This is a genomic window from Tateyamaria rhodophyticola, from assembly GCF_047777875.1.
In the GTDB taxonomy this organism is placed as follows: Bacteria; Pseudomonadota; Alphaproteobacteria; order Rhodobacterales; family Rhodobacteraceae; genus Tateyamaria.
Genome location: NZ_CP180518.1, coordinates 160,238 through 175,412 on the forward strand (window position 1 = coordinate 160,238; position 15,175 = coordinate 175,412).

Consider the following 15,175-nt stretch of genomic DNA (forward strand, 5'->3'; position numbering starts at 1 on the left):
TCGTTCCTCCCTTGGAATGTCTGTTATGCGCGGCTCAGGTCACGAGGCGCTTGAGCCAACCCTTCTTGGGCGTATCTTCGGACGTCTCCGGCTCGGGTTCTTCGGCAGGCGGTGCGCCCACGTGATCCTGAAAGTTGTTGAAGAACTGGTCCGCCATTTTCTTGGCAAACCCGTCGATGATGCGGCTGCCCAGCTGCGCCAGCTTGCCGCCCACTTTGGCCTCGACGTCGTAATGCAGAACGGTTTGCTCGCCCTGTTCCTCAAGCCGCACCTTCGCGCCGCCCTTGGCAAAACCCGCGGCGCCGCCTTTGCCTTCACCCGCAATCGTGACGCTCTCGGGGGCCTGCATGTCCGACAGGGTGACGGCCCCTTTGAACGTCGCCTTCACCGGGCCGACCTTTTGAACCACGGTCGCCGTGAACCCATCTTCGGGTGTGCCCTCCATCTCCTGACAGCCGGGCACGCAGGTTTTCAGCACCTCGGGATCAAGGATTGCGGCCCAGACCGTGGCCCGGTCTGCGTCGATGACACGTGAGTCGCTGAGATTCATGGAAAGGCCCCCGTTTCGCTTTCCCGAAAGCCTATGGCGCAGGGGGACCACGCACCATTCGACCAAGTGTGTACGACGAAAGTCGTGCTTACCTTTCAGGCGTTTGGTGCGTCAGCCCGTACTTTTCAAAAATCGCCGGGATGCGGCCATCCTGAAGGGCGAAATTGATCGCGTCATCCACAGAGTAGGAGAGCGGGCGATAGCGGAAATTGACCGCCACGCCGAGTGTCCATTCACTCACCGCAAAGCCCGCCAGCGGTGGCTGGTGCACGTCGCTTGTATCGCTCAGCCCGTGCTCCAGTTCCCCGAGCGGGCCCATCACGGCCTTCACCTCACCTGCGTTCAGCGCATCCATCGCAGCGGCCGTGGTTGGAAAGCGGCGGATGTTGGGTTGCAACTGGCCGCCCACAAAACCGGACAGGTAAAAGTCCGAGATCGAATCGTTCTCGACCCCCACCGTGTCGAACCGGAAATACGCCGGGACGGGTTTGTCTTCGGGATAGGTGGCCTTGTCATAGGCAATGGCGATGCTCTCGCCCGCATACTGACCGGTGAACACCACCTGCTCGACCCGGCATTTGAACGCGCTGTCGTAAGGGATACGCATCATCACGTTGGCAATGCGGCCCCCGATCAACGCGCCGCGCCAGATGTTGTTGCGCAAGTCAGCGTCGAGGTTTTCGCCCGCCGCGACAAAGTTGAACCGCGCGTCGACGCCCAGGTCTTCGGCAATGATGCGCGCGATCTCGATGTCCACGCCCATCGGCTCGCCATTCTCTTTCCAGGAATAGGGCGGGTAATCCTCATAGACCGCGAACAGCATGTGCCCCTGATCCTGGATTTCATCCAGTTCCTTGCCCACGATGTCACGGCCGACATTCTGCGGCTTGGGTTGGGGCACATGATCGGCACAGGGATCAGCAGCGTGGGCCTGCCCAAAGGACAGACCCACAACCACCAGGGAGAAGAACGTGGATCGAAGTGTCATACCGTCAGTTTGCGGCAGACAATCCGATGGTCAAGGCTTCTGACGCGGACTTGTACGCGTCAGCTGTGCCGTCGATCAGGTTGGCGGCGCGGAACGCGACGGAATCAGCTACCGGCGCACCGGACAGGGTGGGGATTTCCCCCGCGATGGTGCCCAACCGATCCTTGAGGGCGTCGGCATCGGCGCCGCTGGCGTCCGTCGCATAGGCTGCCAGCTCATCGCGGAGTGTCTTCAATTCGTCCGCAACCTCTTCCATGGCAACGTCATCGGGGCGCGCCTCTATATAGGTGCGGATGGCCCAGGCGGCTTCCTGACCCAAAAGCTCGCCAAAGGCGGGCATCTTGGTGGTGCCGTTTTGCGTGTACCCTTCGACAAAGCGTTCCACGTACCATTCGTCGCCGTATTCTTCGGCCTCAAGAAAGCGCAGGTCAGGCGCAAGACCGCCCGACACAACCTCGAGCCCATGGCACCGGGCGCAGTTCTGGTTGTAACCGGATGCGCCGATCTCGACCGCGCGCAGCCATGTTTCCTCGCCCACCTTGTCGGCACGGTACGGGTTTTCGGTCAGCCAGTCGCCTTCGATTGCGGGCAGACCCGTAGTGTCCACGGCCTGCGGTGCAACGTCACCATGTGCGACGGCCAGCGTGGCGGCGGCGATCATCGCGCCGGCCAGCAGAAATCTGTTCTTGGATGTGCTTTTCATCACATGCCTCCCTGAGATGAATGCTCCTCTTGGCGTCTTTCCTACGCCACCCATGCAGGATCCGGTATTGGACTTTGGTTGTGCGCCCAAAGGCGTAAGACGATGGTCGTATTTGGTTTGCTTTCCCCGGAACGATAGCGTTCGAGGCAAGGGAGGCATTATCGTGAAACACCTGATTTTGGGTGCGCTGGTCAGTGGTGTGCTGGTTGCACCTGCGCTGGCGGACGTAACGCTCACCATTGGATATTTGCGGGTGGAACAGCCCGTTCCGCCGACGCTGTCGAACCTTGATCCGATCCCGGACAACAACGGATTGGCCGGGGCGGAGACCGGTTTGGAAGACAACCGCACCACCGGCAAGTTTCTGGGCCAGAAATACGAGATGACGGTCACGGATGTGCCAGAGGGCGACGATCCTCTGGCCGCTGCCAAGGCGCTCCTGGCCGTGTCTCCGTTTCTTGTCATCGACGCGGCTGCGGATGACCTGATCGCCATTGCGGATCTGGCTGAGGCGGACGGCGCGCTGTTGTTCAATGCGACGGCCGGTGATCTGAACCTGCGCGATGCCGCGTGCCGCGGGAACCTGTTTCATACGCTTGCATCGGACGCGATGCGCACGGATGCGCTGGCGCAGGTGCTGGTGCAAAAACGCTGGGACGATCTGGTGATGATCACCGGCACCCATGCCGCCGACACCCGCTATGCCGAGGCGATGCGCCGGTCCCTGACCAAGTTCGGCCTGTCGCTGGAGGCGGAAAAGGAATGGGCGTTCGACGCGGATATGCGGCGCAACGCGTCACAAGAGGTGCCGCTTTTCACCCAGGATTTTGGCGACTACGACGCGCTGATCATCGCGGATGAGGTGCATGATTTCGGACGCTATGTCCTGTATAACACGTGGCAGGCGCGGCCTGTTGTGGGATCCGAAGGGCTGACATCCGTCGGCTGGTCGCCCGTGATCGAACAATGGGGTGCCGCCCAGCTGCAGTCCCGCTTCGAAGAGCAGCACAGCCGCGAGATGACGCCCGAAGATTACGCCGGGTGGGCCGCCGTGCGCACGTTGGGCGAGGCGCTGACACGCACCAACGCGACTGATCCCGCCACCCTGCGCGCTTATATCCTGTCGGACGACTTTGAGCTGGCGGGCTTCAAGGGCCGCCCTTTGACCTATCGCGACTGGAACGGCCAGCTGCGCCAGCCCATTGCCATCGCGCACCCCCGTGCGCTGGTGGCGCAGGCTCCGCTTGAGGGGTTCCTGCACCAGACCAACGAACTTGACAGCCTGGGGCTCGACCGTCCCGAGAGCAATTGTGAGGCCTTCCAATGATCCGTTTGACTGCGATGTTTTCCCTGCTGGCGTCGACCGCAATGGCGGGCGAAATCTGGGTGTCCAACGAAAAAGACGACACGGTGTCCGTGATCTCGACCGAAACGCTTGAGGTCATCAAAACCTATGACGTGGGTGAACGCCCGCGCGGCATCCTGTTCAACAGCGATTTCAGTCGCCTCTATATCTGCGCCTCTGACAGCAACGCGGTGCAAGTGATGGATCCGAACACGGGCGAGATCCTGCATGAACTGCCGTCGGGTGATGATCCGGAACAGTTCGTGCTGCACCCGGACGACCGACATCTTTATATCGCGAACGAAGACGATGCGATCACCACGGTGGTGGATGTGGAAACCCGCAAGGTGGTGGCTCAAATCGACGTGGGTGTTGAGCCCGAAGGGATGGCAGTCAGCCCCGATGGCAAGATCGCCATCGCCACGTCCGAGACCACAAACATGGCCCACTGGATCGACACCGAAACGCAAGAGCTGTTTGCAAACACACTTGTCGACAGCCGCCCGCGCCATGCCGAGTTCATCAAGGACGGGGCCGAGATGTGGGTGAGTTCGGAAATCGGTGGCACGCTCACCGTGTTTGACACGGCGACCCAGACCGAAAAGGCCAAGATGAGCTTTGAGGTCCAAGGCGTGCACCCCGACCGTGTGCAGCCCGTCGGCTTTGAATTCACGGCAGGCGATACGCATGCCTTCGTCGCCCTTGGACCGTCGAACCACGTGGCCGTCGTCAATGCCGAAACCTATGAGGTCGAGGATTACATCCTTGTGGGTCGTCGCGTCTGGCACATGGATTTCAACGAAGACCGCTCGATGCTTTTTACCACCAACGGGGTGTCAGGCGACGTGACCGTGATCGACGTGGAAAGCCGCAAGGCGATCAAGTCCATCAAGGTGGGCCGCTTTCCCTGGGGGGCCGCATATCGGCCCACAGGGTCGTAATCGAACGGACCGAACCGAGTCTCAATGTTTCAAGTCTGGAAGGAAATCCCATGAAAACTCTGGCTCTGATCGCCGCGATGGCGCTTGCCGTGCCCACACTCGCCTTTGCAGACGACGATGATGACGGCCCCAGCTTTGGCGCCGCGGGCCTGTTGGGTGGCAGCAACAAGGAAGATCTGCCGCCGATCATCCTGTCCGCAGGCGAACCCATCGCGCCCGAAGGCCCGTGGGAGCTGCAATCCGGCACATACTATGAGTTCGAAATCCAGGGCGATGGCAGCCAGGAACTGGCGCTGGTCGGGCCTGAGTTCTTCCGCGCGATCTGGATTGACGAGATCGTCGTTGAGGGCCTGGAAATCCGGCCCCTCGGCCTCGACAGTATCGAATTTGACGAGGCGGGCGAGATGGAAATCGGTTTCGTCGCGATCAAGCCCGGCGCATACTATATCAAGATCCCGGGCACATCGGGCGAAACGCAACGGTTGGACATCACCATTAAATGACGGGACTTGAGGCCACGGGCCTCACCTATTCCTATGGACCGAAACGGGCGCTGGAGGCGGTTTCCTTCAGCGTCCAGACGGGTGCGTTCTGCGCGCTTCTGGGGCCGAACGGAGCCGGAAAATCGACGCTCTTCAACCTGCTGACCCGCTTGTTTGTGGCCCGCGAAGGCCGGATCGTGGTTGCCGGGCATGATCTGCGAACATCCCCGCGTGCGGCCTTGGCGGAACTCGGGATCGTGTTTCAGCAAACGACCCTCGATCTGGACCTCACTGTCCAGCAAAACCTCAGCTATTTCGCCGCGCTGCACGGCCTGGCCGGGCGCACAGCACGCAGCCGTATCGATGCCGCCCTTGATCAACTCGACATGCGCGAACGGGCCGGGGAAAAGGCCCGCGCGCTCAATGGCGGGCATAGGCGGCGGACCGAGATTGCGCGCGCCTTGCTGCATGATCCGGGTGTTCTGCTGCTGGATGAACCGACGGTCGGCCTTGATGCCGCGGCGCGGGCGTCGATCACCGAGTACGCGCACAGGCTGACCGACCAGGGCAAGACAATCCTCTGGGCCACCCATCTGACGGATGAGGTACGGCCCGACGACGATCTGATTGTTCTGCATCGCGCCAAGGTTCTGGCGCAAGGAAAGGCGCGCGACATCGCAGGTGAGAAGACGTTGCAGGACCGGTTCCTGTCCATGACCGGGGCGCAGGCGTGACCGCCTACCTCACCTCCCTGCGCGCCATCGTGTTGCGCGAAGCGCTGCGCTTTATCCATCAGCGCGAGCGATTCATTGCCGCGCTGGTCCGCCCGCTTGTCTGGCTTTTGGTGTTTGCCGCCGGATTCCGTGCGGCCCTCGGCCTAAGCATTATCCCGCCCTACCAGACCTACATCACCTACGAGACATACATCGTGCCGGGTCTGTGTGGGATGATCCTGCTCTTCAACGGGATGCAATCCTCGCTCAGCCTTGTTTATGACCGCGAAATGGGGTCGATGAAGCTGTTGCTGACCTCGCCTCTGCCACGGTGGTGGCTGCTGCTGTGCAAGCTGCTCGGCTCCACGATGATCTCGATCCTTCAGGTCTATGCGTTTCTGGCCATTGCGGCGCTTTTTGACATTCGGATGCCGGGGTGGGGCTATGTGACTGCGTTGCCTGCGCTCTTGGTGGCGGGCGTGATGCTGGGGGCCTTGGGACTGCTATTGTCCAGCTTGATCAAGCAGCTGGAGAATTTTGCCGGTGTCATGAACTTTGTCATCTTTCCGATGTTTTTCCTGTCATCCGCGCTCTACCCTTTGTGGAAAATGGCCGAAAGCTCGGAACTGCTGCACGACATCTGCGCGCTGAACCCGTTTACCCACGCGGTCGAACTGATCCGCTTTGCGCTCTATTCCGAGGTGAACGGGATGGCGTTGTTGTGGACCTTGCTGGCTGCGGCTGTGTTCGGTGCGGCAGCACTTGTCGGGTATGATCCGGAACGCACACGGATCGCACGACGCTAGAGCGTTTCGTCACCTGTGATCGTTGCAGGCTGGCCACCCAAGGTTATCATGCGGGTGCAGAGGCTCCGCGCCTCGGCCTCGACATGGGTGACAAGGATCGTCGCCACATCATGTGCATCGCGCAGGCGGGCAAACAGGTCCATCATTTCGGACACCAACTCTGCATCCAGTGATACGAACGGCTCGTCGAGCAACAGCAGATCAGGCTGCGTGGCAAAGGCGCGGGCCAGCGACAGCCGCCGCTGCTGACCCAGAGACAGCTGGTTCGGGAACATATCCGCGCGGTCGGCCAGACCCACGGCAGCGAGCGCGGGTCGGGCATCGGTTGCCGGAGTGGTCAGCGTGATGTTCTGGGCCACGCTGCGCCACGGCAGGAGCGTGGGCTCCTGAAACACCATGGCGGCCGTTCCGTTCACGGCGCGGTGGCCATCGTAAGACACGTCCAGACCGGCAATCGCATGCAAGAGGGATGTTTTCCCGACACCGGATGGACCCGCGAGCGCCAGCGTTTCACCACGGTGCAACGTCAGCGCAACATCGCGCAGTATCGGCGCCCCACCACGATCAAGAGATCGGATGTTCAGGTCAACGACAGGCGCCGACACTCAACTGCCCGATTGCAGGAACGTGCCGGGCGGCAACGTCGTGGCGGCCCCCATCAGGTCTTTGCCACCAAGCTGAACCATAAGGGCAAGCATCTTTGCCGCGGCCTCTTCATCCACTGGTCCGGCGGCGGGGATGCCTGCGCGGAACCCGGCCTTGAGAGCGGCGAACTGCGCGTCCGTTTTGGCGTTCATGCGGTCACGTAGGCGGTCCCATTCCGCGTCGTCAAAGGCCAGCAGATCCTTGGCCGCGCGTGACGCCGCCGCCAGTCCGTTTACCAACTCAGGACGCTCACGCAGCAACTCACCCTTGACCACATAGCCAAGCAGCGGCGTTTCGGGATCCAGTCCCAGAGCTGCGGCGGCGTCTGCAACGTCAACCAGTTTGCGCATGCCCGCAGCCTCCATCTTGGCCAGGAAATGCCAGAAGTTGATCGCGGCATCGACGTCGCCCGACAGTGCTGATTTAAAGATCAGGGGCGGCGCGCCGTATACCTGTTCGGTGTCATCCGCCAGATCCAGATCAGCGGTCTGTGCGGCATAGGCCTGCAAAATGAGCCAGCTTTTGTCCAAGGGGCCACCGGCAATGCCGATCGTGGTGCCGGCGAGATCGGCAAGCGTTTGTGCGGGATTGTCCGCCGCGACCATCACGCCGCCCACGGCCTTGGAATAGGGGATGAACACGTAATCCTTGCCCGCCGCACGCTGCCGCGCGACCCAGAGCCAGTCTGACACAATCACATCCGCCTCGCCGCCCTGAAAGGCGATCTTGGTCGCCGACCCGCCCGCCATGCCTTGCACCTGCAGGTCAAAACCGTTGGCCGCATCGAACCCGTGATGTTTGATCGTATCGAGTTCCCAGTTCACTGTCCCAAACTTGAGAACCGCAGCCCGCAGCGTGGTATCCGCCCAAGCCGCCGTTGACACGACGGCAGCGACAAGCGCGCCCGTCAGTGCATGAACAAAGGTCATCGTGATCCTCCCTGATCGTGGATGAGACCGAACGCGCAGGCGTTCAGGTGCAGAAGACAGACCGGCATTATTCAATGACCATGCGCGGCAGCCAATGGCTGTCGGGATCGCTTTCGTGCAGGTCGGATGCTGTGATCGGACGCAGGTTCCCGGCCTCGGGTGGCACGCCAAGCGCATCCATATCAACCTCGTGCAGCACACCCACCAGCTGATCATTCTGTGGCGTCAGCCTGTAGTAGACACCGTTCCACAGGTTGATCCCGTAATCGGTGGCACCTTTCCAGACAAAGAGGAAATCGTATTCAAGATCCGTGAGGTCACTGCCGATATTGCGCGCGATTTCATAGGGGTAGGGGACGTGGCACCAGTGCTTTTGCGGGCCTTCCAGACACCGGAACGGGCGCATGGACAGGAAATGATCGGCAAAGGGATCGGCGGCCATCTCGACGGTGTACCCACCGCCGTCGGAAACGATGACGGACGCGATGTTGATGCGTTCGCCCGCGCCTGTTTCAAGGTACACTTGCCGGGTCTCCGCCAGCGCGGACCCTGTAAGGCATATCAGTGTCGCCGCTACCCTCAAAAACATCAATCGGCCTCCCCAAGCGCAGCATAAGCGGCGCCCGCCCGACTCGCTGCGCGACCAAAGTCGCAGGCCGTATGTCAAGTTCTTTGGGGTCTTACGACCATTGGCCAATACCTGTGTTGAGCGTTTGCGCAAATAATTGGCACAGGGCGAGCGCTGTGCTTTTTCTGTTCACTGCTCTCGCGAGAACTGCCCACCAACGGGTCTTGGGAGGAAAACACATGAACAGATTTATCGCAGCCGCCGTGGCCGGCGTGCTGGCAACAACGGCCGCATTCGCCGAGGGCGTCACCGAAGAGATGCTGGCGAATGACACGGCCTCCACCGGGGACGTGCTGACCAACGGCATGGGGCGCCATTTGCAGCGCTATTCGCCGCTCGACATCCTGAACAAGGACAACGTGGACAACCTTGTGCCGGCATGGGCGTTTTCGCTGGGCGGTGAAAAGCAGCGGGGCCAGGAAACGCAGCCCATCGTGCATGACGGCGTGATGTACATCACCGGGTCTTACTCCCGGATGTACGCAATCGACGTGAAGACCGGTCAGGAAATCTGGCAATATGACGCGCGTCTGCCCGAAGGGATCCTGCCCTGCTGTGACGTGGTCAACCGCGGTGCGGCCATCTATGGCGACAACATCTATTTCGGTACGCTGGACGCGCGCATCGTGGCGCTGAACGCCAAGACCGGCGACACCGTCTGGAACAAGAAGATCGCGGATTACAAGGCGGGCTACAGCTATACAGCTGCACCGCTGATCGTGGATGGCCTTGTCATCACCGGCAACTCTGGCGGTGAATTCGGTATCGTCGGCGCGGTCGAGGCGCGCGACGCCGAAACTGGTGAGCTGGTGTGGTACCGCCCGGTGATCGAAGGTCACATGGGCATGCTGAACGGCGAAGAAAGCACCATGACCGGCACGCTGAATGCGACATGGCCGGGCGACATGTGGAAAACGGGCGGCGGCGCGACGTGGCTTGGCGGATCGTATGATGCCGATACCGACACGCTGGTCTTTGGCACGGGCAACCCCGCGCCGTGGAACTCGTGGCTGCGCGATGCGGGCCAGAACAACGATGGCACGGGCGACAACCTTTATGCGGCGTCTCGGCTGGGGATCGACCCCAAGACGGGCGAGATCAAGTGGCACTTCCAGACCACGCCCCGCGAAGGCTGGGACTATGACGGCGTGAACGAAGTTGTGGCCTACGAAAACCGCGCTGGCGAGAAACGCTTTGCCACGGCGGACCGCAACGGCTTCTTCTACGTTCTGAACCGCGAAGACGGCGCATTTGTGCGCGGTGTGCCCTTCGTCAAGGACATCAGCTGGGCCTCCGGTCTGGACGAAAACGGCCGGCCGATCTTCAACGAAGAAAACCGTCCCGGCGATCCGGCCGAAGCGGCCGATGGCAAGAAAGGCGAGGTCGTCTTTGCGTCGCCATCCTTCCTCGGGGGCAAGAACTGGATGCCGATGGCGCATTCGCCTGACACCGGCCTGTTCTATGTGCCTTCGAACGAGTGGGGCATGGACATCTGGAATGAGCCGATCACCTACAAGAAAGGTGCGGCCTACCTGGGTTCGGGCTTTACCATCAAGCCCAACTACGAAGACCACATCGGCAGCCTCAAGGCGATTGACCCCGACACAGGCGACATCAAGTGGGAGTTCAAGAACGATGCCCCGCTTTGGGGTGGCGTGATGACAACCGGCGGCGGTCTGGTGTTCACCGGCACCCCCGAAGGCAAGTTCATCGCCTTTGACGATGAGACGGGCGAAGAGCTGTGGTCCTTCCAGACCGGCTCCGGCATCGTTGGTCAGCCCATCACCTGGGAGCAGGATGGCGAACAGTATGTCACCGTGATCTCCGGTTGGGGTGGTGCTGTTCCGCTCTGGGGCGGGGAAGTGGCCAAAAAGGTCAACTACCTGAACCAAGGTGGTCTGCTCTGGACCTTCCGCCTGCCGGAACAGCTGGCCTCTGCCGACTGATCCAGAGAAATTGATCGAAACGCCCCTGCCATGCGCGGGGGCGTTTTGCGTTGGGACGTAAGACCTTTTGACAAGTGACCGGGGCCGGGAGGCTCGTCTAGGATGAACCCATGTCGTTACAAACCACGCCTCTGTCCGATCCGACCCATTCCGCGTTGCCCCAAGGTTGGGCCCTGGTGATTGATGATCACCCGCTCTTTTGCGATGCGCTGGAATTGACCCTGCGGTCGGTTGCGAATTTTTCCAAGGTGGTCACAGCAGACAGTCTGGAACATGCGCTCGACCGGTTGGCGGGGGACGTGGCGCCGTCGTTGATCCTTCTGGATTTGAATCTGCCCGATGTGGACGGGCTTGACGGGTTGATGCGCCTCAAGCGCACGGCAGAGACAACGCCGGTGATCATCGTGTCGTCGATGACGGACAATTCCATCATCGCCAATTCTATCATCGCGGGTGCACAGGGCTTTGTGCCGAAACACTCGCACCGGTCGGTTTTTCGCGAGGCGATCGAGACCATCGCAGCGGGCGAAATCTACAAACCCGTGGGCTTTGTCGAAGGCAATGGCGCGGACCCGAAAGAGGACCACCTGACCCGACTGACATCGCTCACAAATCAACAGGCGCGAATCCTCGAACTGATCTGTGAAGGCAAGCTGAACAAGCAGATTGCCTTTGACCTGTCGATTGCCGAAACCACGGTCAAGGCGCACGTAACAGCCATCATGCGCAAGCTGGGGGTCCAGAGCCGGACACAAGCCGTTCTGGTGGCGCAAGAAGCCAAGTATTCAAAGGTCTTGCCAAGTCCCGAGTGACGCCCGTATCCTGAGCGTCAGGGAGAGATCATATGACATTGCAGTCCAAGGCCGGCAGGCTTGAAGGACGTGCCGTGGCAGACCGATGCGACATTCTACGCACCGGTGAAGTGCGCGCTTCAACGACGTCGCCCGTGAAACAACTGAAACGCAAATTGGGGGATGACCCGTTTGCGATTGTGGCCCTGTTTGTCACGCCTTTGGTGGATTTCCACGAGGTTGTGCGGGAGGCCGAGACGCTGTTTCCGGACACGGATGTTTTGGCCTGCACCACGGCCGGTGAAATCGGTGCGACAGGCTATGACGAGGGGCTGATTGTCGGCATCGGGTTCCCGTCTGACGGGTTTTCCACGACGTCGATCATGATCGACAATATCAGCGCGCTCGACGTGCAGGCGACGGTTGACCAAATCACGCTCGAACGGCTGAACCTGCGGGACCAAACGCCAGACCGCGACGACAGTTTTGCCTTTCTCGTGATCGACGGTTTGTCGCTCAGCGAGGATACGTTGGCTGCCACCATTGCACCGGCCTTGCGTGATTTCCCGATCTTTGGCGGGTCGGCCGGGGATGGAACCCGCTTTGCCGAGACATTTGTGGCACTGAACGGCAAGGTGGCAAGTGACGCCGCCGTCCTGACGCTCGCCCGCTGCAAATACACCACCCGTGTCTTCAGCTTGAACCACCTGATTCCAGGGGACACGCAGATGGTGGTCACCGGCGCGGACCCCGCCCGCCGCATCGTCAAGGAGATCAATGCCGAACCCGCTGCGCGCGAATACGCGCGACTTGTGGGCAAGGATCCGGACCAGCTTGACCGCTTTACCTTTGCGTCGCACCCGGTTGTCGTGCGCATTGGCAACACCCACCACGTGCGCGCCATCCAGCAAGTGAACGAGAACGGCGAGCTGGTGTTTTTCTCTGCCATTGATGAAGGGATGGTGTTGACGGTCGCGTCACAGGAAAACCTTTCTGAACATCTGGATCAGAAGTTCGCTGAAATGAGCGTACCGGACCAACCGGCAAGCATCATCGGATGTGACTGCATCCTGCGCCGGATCGAAGCCGAGCAAACGCAGCAGACCCGACAGATTTCTGACGTGCTCAGCGCCAACCGCGTGACCGGATTTTCCACCTATGGCGAACAGATTGGCCCGTTGCACGTGAACCACACGATGAGCGGTGTCGCGTTCTATCATCCCGCGCCAACGGGAAAGGCGGACGTCTAGTGTCGCTGATCAATCCACAGGACTCACTGGAACGGCAGAACGAAAAGCTGCTGCAGATTTCGCGCGCGTTGATGCGTCGGGTCGAACAAAAGACCGAGCAGTCGGGGTTTGCCTATCAGCAATTCGAACGGGCGGCGTTGCTGGAATCCGAGGTGCGCGAACGCACGCGCGAACTGGAACGGACGCTGGACCTGCTGCAGGATTCCAACGCCCGGCTTGAACAGGCCAACCGTGAAACCGAAACGGCCCAATCCAACCTGACCGAAGCGATTGAAACGATCAACGAGGGCTTCGCGCTTTTTGACGAAAACGACCGGCTGGTTCTGTTCAACAGCCGGTTTTGCCGCGACCTGCAGGATGTCGAGCCCTTGTTGCACGAAGGGCTGACGTTCCGCGAATACGTCACCGCAATTTCGCAGAGCCGTTTCCTTGCACTGCCGAAAGATGAGACCGCCGAAGATTGGGCGCGTTTGCGTCTGGACCGGCACCGCGAAGAACACGTGGTGTTCAATGTCAGCCTGATCTGGGACCGCTGGTTGCAGGCTTCGGAACATCGCACGTCGCGCAACGGTACAGTGATCCTGCAAACGGATGTCACCGAAATCATCCGGATGGAGCGGCAGGAACGTGACAAGATGCGCCATCAGGAGGCGCGCAAGTTGCAGGCCACGCTGGACCACTTGAACCAGGGCGTTTGCATCTTTGACCGGAACAAGACCCTTGTGGGTTGGAACAAACGGATGGACCGGTTGTTGGAGGTGGCACCGATCCGGCATCGCAAACGGCTCAGTTTTGATGATCTGATGGAGCAGTTTCGCGAGGAACTGAATTTTGACGAAAGCTTTCCAGCGGAACGGCTGATCGACTGGGCATCAAGGGTGCGGCCGCGCGATGCGATTGCGTTCGAAGTCACGCGCAAAGACAACCAGATCTACAGTGTTTTTGCGCAGGAGATGCCGGACCGCGGCTTTGTGATCAGCCTGACCGATGTGACGTCGGAACGCGCGGCAACCAATGCGCTGGCCGAAGTCAACGAGCGCCTCGAAGGCTGGGTCGAAGAACGCACAGCCGAGTTGGAAGAAGCCTTGTCGGAAGCGGAACGTGCGAACGCATCCAAATCCCGCTTTGTGGCCGCCGCGAGCCACGATCTTTTGCAACCCCTCTCGGCCGCGAAACTGTTTGTATCTTCGATTACGGATCAAACCGACAACGGCGACATTCACAGCGTCGTGGCAAAGGTGGAAACCGCGCTGCAAGGTGTGGAACAGATCATCGAGGCGTTGTCTGCCATTTCGAAACTGGACGCTGGGCACGCCGTGTTCGACGTCCAGCCCGTGTCATTGGCCGAAGTCTTTGACCCGCTGCGGGACGAGCTTGCACCGAGCGCCGGTGGCAAGGGCCTCAAATTCGCGCTTGTGCACAGTGATCTGACCGTTGTCAGCGATCCAGGTTATCTGCGGCGCATTGTGCAGAACCTGGTCTCCAACGCGATCCGATACACCGATACGGGTCGTGTTTTGGCGGGGGTGCGCCGCGTTGGTGATTATGCCCGCATCGAAGTGTGGGACACAGGGCGCGGCATCGCAGAAAATGATCAGGAGGCGATTTTTCAGGAGTTCAAACAGATCGCACCGAACAGTGCGAACCACGGTTTGGGTTTGGGGCTCGCGATTGTCGAACGGGCCTGCAAAGGATTGGGTCACCCTCTGGAACTTTGGTCCAAACCGGGCACAGGAAGCTGCTTTAGCCTGATGGTCCCGATATCCACGCCCGTGCACGGGCTAGCCAACCTTGTTCATACGAAATTGGCCCAGGAGGCGCGCGACCTGAACGGCTTGCTTGTGATGCTTGTTGAAAACAACCGAGGTGTTGCGCAAGCGATCAGCCACCTGATCGAAAGCGCGCGTGGTGAAGTCTTGCTTGCCGAGTCCGGGGAAGAAGCACTCGAGATGATCTCGGAAATTGACCTTTTGCCGGACGTCTTCCTGCTGGATTACCAGTTGGGCCATGGAATGGACGGTGTGCAGTTATACAAAGCCGTTTTGAGCAAATATGGCCGCGTTCCAACCGCCATCGTATCGGCGAACCGGACAGCAGAACTGCGGTCAAAGTGCCGGGAGCTGAATTTGAAATTACTCTCCAAGCCGGTCAATGCGAAACAGGTCTATGATTTTCTGGCGTCAGAACTGAGGGCATAGTTTCGAGCCAATCCTGTTTGACCGCAATAGTTCAGGCTGCGCGGCGCCGTCCCGATTGAGCGCGAAGGATGAAGCGCAAGGCGTGGCCGGGTCTTTCGCAGGCCGCAAATGTCAAGCGCATCCACCGGTTCTTTGACGCCATGTTTTTGCCTCACGCAGCAGACCGCCCACCGTGGTTTGCCGGTTCGACACAGAGAAAAAACAGGCGCAGAGTGTCGCTTGACCGACGCCAGAACCGATGCTTTCTGCCGCCGGGACGG

Annotated in this window: 15 protein-coding genes; 9 read left to right on the top strand and 6 right to left on the bottom strand. The window is 60.3% G+C overall.

Annotation, left to right across the window (positions count from 1 at the left end; all coding sequences use genetic code 11):
- Positions 1 to 34 precede the first annotated feature (34 nt).
- The 3 genes from ACERHN_RS00845 to pedF form a co-directional block, all read right to left on the bottom strand.
- Complete coding sequence (locus ACERHN_RS00845; RefSeq protein ID WP_415918858.1) at positions 35 to 550, bottom strand: CoxG family protein; 516 nt, start codon at positions 548 to 550, stop codon at positions 35 to 37.
- 88 nt (positions 551 to 638) lie between these two features.
- Positions 639 to 1,538, bottom strand: coding sequence for a substrate-binding periplasmic protein (locus ACERHN_RS00850; RefSeq protein WP_415918859.1), 900 nt, complete (start codon positions 1,536 to 1,538; stop codon positions 639 to 641).
- 4 nt (positions 1,539 to 1,542) lie between these two features.
- Positions 1,543 to 2,241: a cytochrome c-550 PedF gene (gene pedF, locus ACERHN_RS00855; RefSeq protein ID WP_415918860.1), complete on the bottom strand. Its 699-nt coding sequence runs from the start codon at positions 2,239 to 2,241 to the stop codon at positions 1,543 to 1,545.
- A 163-nt stretch (positions 2,242 to 2,404) separates the two neighbouring features.
- On the opposite strand from pedF, the gene ACERHN_RS00860 reads away from it, so the two are divergent.
- Genes ACERHN_RS00860 through ACERHN_RS00880 form a run of 5 tightly spaced genes read left to right on the top strand, consistent with a single transcriptional unit; the run spans position 2,405 to position 6,528 of the window.
- A complete protein-coding gene (locus tag ACERHN_RS00860) occupies positions 2,405 to 3,568 on the top strand; it encodes an ABC transporter substrate-binding protein (RefSeq protein WP_415918861.1) in 1,164 nt (387 codons plus the stop codon).
- The gene (locus ACERHN_RS00865; RefSeq protein WP_415918862.1) at positions 3,565 to 4,527 is read left to right on the top strand and encodes a YVTN family beta-propeller repeat protein; all 963 of its coding nucleotides are present in this window, start codon (positions 3,565 to 3,567) and stop codon (positions 4,525 to 4,527) included. The genes ACERHN_RS00860 and ACERHN_RS00865 overlap by 4 nt, the downstream gene beginning before the upstream one ends.
- Before the next feature lie 50 nt (positions 4,528 to 4,577).
- Entirely contained in the window at positions 4,578 to 5,030 is a 453-nt protein-coding gene (locus ACERHN_RS00870; protein ID WP_415918863.1) for a hypothetical protein, read from the top strand.
- Positions 5,027 to 5,743, top strand: a complete 717-nt coding sequence (locus ACERHN_RS00875) for an ABC transporter ATP-binding protein (RefSeq protein WP_415918864.1) — start codon at positions 5,027 to 5,029, stop codon at positions 5,741 to 5,743. Before ACERHN_RS00870 ends, ACERHN_RS00875 begins: the two co-directional genes overlap by 4 nt.
- Positions 5,740 to 6,528 (top strand): ABC transporter permease, encoded by a 789-nt coding sequence (locus ACERHN_RS00880; RefSeq protein WP_415918865.1) that lies wholly within the window; start codon positions 5,740 to 5,742, stop codon positions 6,526 to 6,528. Before ACERHN_RS00875 ends, ACERHN_RS00880 begins: the two co-directional genes overlap by 4 nt.
- Here the strand turns inward: ACERHN_RS00880 and ACERHN_RS00885 are convergent.
- The 3 genes from ACERHN_RS00885 to ACERHN_RS00895 all read right to left on the bottom strand — a co-directional run bounded on the left by ACERHN_RS00885 (position 6,525) and on the right by ACERHN_RS00895 (position 8,625).
- Positions 6,525 to 7,133 carry an ABC transporter ATP-binding protein gene (locus tag ACERHN_RS00885; protein WP_415918866.1) on the bottom strand — a complete coding sequence of 203 codons (609 nt, stop codon included), beginning with the start codon at positions 7,131 to 7,133 and terminating at the stop codon, positions 6,525 to 6,527. The two genes, ACERHN_RS00880 and ACERHN_RS00885, sit on opposite strands and share 4 nt — an antisense overlap.
- Positions 7,134 to 8,102: an ABC transporter substrate-binding protein gene (locus ACERHN_RS00890; protein ID WP_415918867.1), complete on the bottom strand. Its 969-nt coding sequence runs from the start codon at positions 8,100 to 8,102 to the stop codon at positions 7,134 to 7,136.
- 67 nt (positions 8,103 to 8,169) lie between these two features.
- Positions 8,170 to 8,625, bottom strand: coding sequence for a hypothetical protein (locus ACERHN_RS00895; RefSeq protein ID WP_415918868.1), 456 nt, complete (start codon positions 8,623 to 8,625; stop codon positions 8,170 to 8,172).
- 284 nt (positions 8,626 to 8,909) lie between these two features.
- Here ACERHN_RS00895 and ACERHN_RS00900 point away from each other — a divergent pair, with 284 nt between their 5' ends.
- The 4 genes from ACERHN_RS00900 (at position 8,910) to ACERHN_RS00915 (ending at position 14,915) form a co-directional block, all read left to right on the top strand.
- Positions 8,910 to 10,676, top strand: a complete 1,767-nt coding sequence (locus tag ACERHN_RS00900) for a PQQ-dependent methanol/ethanol family dehydrogenase (protein ID WP_415918869.1) — start codon at positions 8,910 to 8,912, stop codon at positions 10,674 to 10,676.
- A gap of 110 nt (positions 10,677 to 10,786) precedes the next feature.
- Entirely contained in the window at positions 10,787 to 11,488 is a 702-nt protein-coding gene (locus ACERHN_RS00905) for a response regulator (protein ID WP_415918870.1), read from the top strand.
- A 134-nt stretch (positions 11,489 to 11,622) separates the two neighbouring features.
- Positions 11,623 to 12,717 carry an FIST N-terminal domain-containing protein gene (locus ACERHN_RS00910; protein WP_415918871.1) on the top strand — a complete coding sequence of 365 codons (1,095 nt, stop codon included), beginning with the start codon at positions 11,623 to 11,625 and terminating at the stop codon, positions 12,715 to 12,717.
- Positions 12,717 to 14,915 carry a PAS-domain containing protein gene (locus ACERHN_RS00915; protein WP_415918872.1) on the top strand — a complete coding sequence of 733 codons (2,199 nt, stop codon included), beginning with the start codon at positions 12,717 to 12,719 and terminating at the stop codon, positions 14,913 to 14,915. Before ACERHN_RS00910 ends, ACERHN_RS00915 begins: the two co-directional genes overlap by 1 nt.
- Positions 14,916 to 15,175: the final 260 nt, after the last annotated feature.

Bases quoted from the DNA above. Each gene is read 5' to 3' on its own strand.
- ACERHN_RS00845 (WP_415918858.1), bottom strand. From the start codon at position 550: ATGAATCTCAGCGACTCACGTGTCATCGACGCAGACCGGGCCACGGTC.
- ACERHN_RS00850 (WP_415918859.1), bottom strand. From the start codon at position 1,538: ATGACACTTCGATCCACGTTCTTCTCCCTGGTGGTTGTGGGTCTGTCC.
- pedF (WP_415918860.1), bottom strand. From the start codon at position 2,241: ATGAAAAGCACATCCAAGAACAGATTTCTGCTGGCCGGCGCGATGATC.
- ACERHN_RS00865 (WP_415918862.1), top strand. From the start codon at position 3,565: ATGATCCGTTTGACTGCGATGTTTTCCCTGCTGGCGTCGACCGCAATG.
- ACERHN_RS00870 (WP_415918863.1), top strand. From the start codon at position 4,578: ATGAAAACTCTGGCTCTGATCGCCGCGATGGCGCTTGCCGTGCCCACA.
- ACERHN_RS00875 (WP_415918864.1), top strand. From the start codon at position 5,027: ATGACGGGACTTGAGGCCACGGGCCTCACCTATTCCTATGGACCGAAA.
- ACERHN_RS00890 (WP_415918867.1), bottom strand. From the start codon at position 8,102: ATGACCTTTGTTCATGCACTGACGGGCGCGCTTGTCGCTGCCGTCGTG.
- ACERHN_RS00900 (WP_415918869.1), top strand. From the start codon at position 8,910: ATGAACAGATTTATCGCAGCCGCCGTGGCCGGCGTGCTGGCAACAACG.
- ACERHN_RS00905 (WP_415918870.1), top strand. From the start codon at position 10,787: ATGTCGTTACAAACCACGCCTCTGTCCGATCCGACCCATTCCGCGTTG.